At 59.7% G+C, this 325-nt stretch carries 1 protein-coding gene; it reads right to left on the reverse strand.

Annotated elements, in window-relative coordinates; genetic code table 11:
• A partial coding sequence (locus C1X29_RS28265; RefSeq protein ID WP_256584416.1) for a contractile injection system protein, VgrG/Pvc8 family occupies positions 1–325 on the reverse strand: 325 nt, incomplete at both ends.

The raw sequence follows: 325 nt of genomic DNA on the forward strand, positions 1-325 counted from the left end.
TATGCGGCCTCCATTTGCAGGCGCGGTTTTTCGAAGTCGTAGTCGCGGCGGGTGGTGCGGCTGGTGCGGGTTTCCAGACGGAGTTTGAAGCCTTTGATCACCGGTTCTTCGGCGACCATGCCGCTGCCCTGCACGTACGCGGTCGGCTGGCCGAGATTCGGGAACACGGTCTGGTCATCGCCGAACACCAGCAGATGACCTTTCTGGCTGTGCTGGAAGTGGTAGTGAATGCCTTCCTCTTCACACAAACGCTGGACGAAATGCAGATCGGTTTCGTCGTACTGCACGCAGTAGTCGCGATCCGGGCACGGCTGGCTGAGTTGGA

This window comes from Pseudomonas sp. GW456-12-10-14-LB2 (assembly GCF_002884345.1).
GTDB classification, from domain to species: Bacteria; Pseudomonadota; Gammaproteobacteria; order Pseudomonadales; family Pseudomonadaceae; genus Aquipseudomonas; species Aquipseudomonas paraglycinae.